Below are 734 nucleotides of genomic sequence, written 5' to 3' on the forward strand. Positions count from 1 at the left end.
TTTTGTTTTGCAGCCACAGGATGATCTTTCTCTTGCTTGCGTGCTAAAAAGCTCCCTTTTTGCTTTTAGCGAAGAGGAACTCTATCAACTTGCTGTACACCGAACCAGCTCTCTTTGGCAAAGCTTATTTACGCACGCATCATCGCAGGCATCTTTTAAAGATGCTTTTGAAAAGCTAAACCATTATCGCGCTTTAGTGGATAAAATACCGGTTTTCGAGTTTTATAGCCATATTTTGAATAATGATAAGGGAAGACAAAAAATTCTGTCTCGTTTAGGATCTGAAGCAAATGATGTGCTCGATGCTTTTATGGATTATACGCTCACTATTCAAAAAACAGGATTACCAGGATTACAAGCTTTTTTAGAAACATTAAGTGCAAGCGAACCAGAAATTAAACGTGAATTTGAACAAAGTAATGAAGAAATTCGCATTATGACTGTTCATGCTGCAAAAGGACTAGAGGCTGCTGTTGTGTTTTTAGTCGATCCAGGTAGTGCGATTTGGCATCCTCAGCATGCGCCTCACTTGCTTAAAGTTCCTTTAAACAATGCACAATGGAATGGAAAACAAGCCTTTATTTGGCATCCCAATGAAAAGTTTAATACAAAACTCTCTAAACAAGCAATTTCATATTTAAAAGAGCGTGCAGAAGAAGAATATAGGCGTCTTCTTTATGTAGGAATGACACGCGCTGAAGATCGCTTGTTTATTTGTGGGTATAAAGGTCCGA

Annotated in this window: 1 protein-coding gene; it reads left to right on the forward strand. The window is 38.1% G+C overall.

All coding sequences use genetic code 11. The annotated features are described in order from the left end of the window. Window positions 1-734: 3'-5' exonuclease (locus ACFILW_RS10470; RefSeq protein WP_375685807.1), on the forward strand; the 734-nt coding region annotated here is incomplete at both ends.

The sequence above is a fragment of the Bartonella sp. TT110JLCBS genome (assembly GCF_042193405.1).
Lineage (GTDB): Bacteria > Pseudomonadota > Alphaproteobacteria > Rhizobiales > Rhizobiaceae > Bartonella.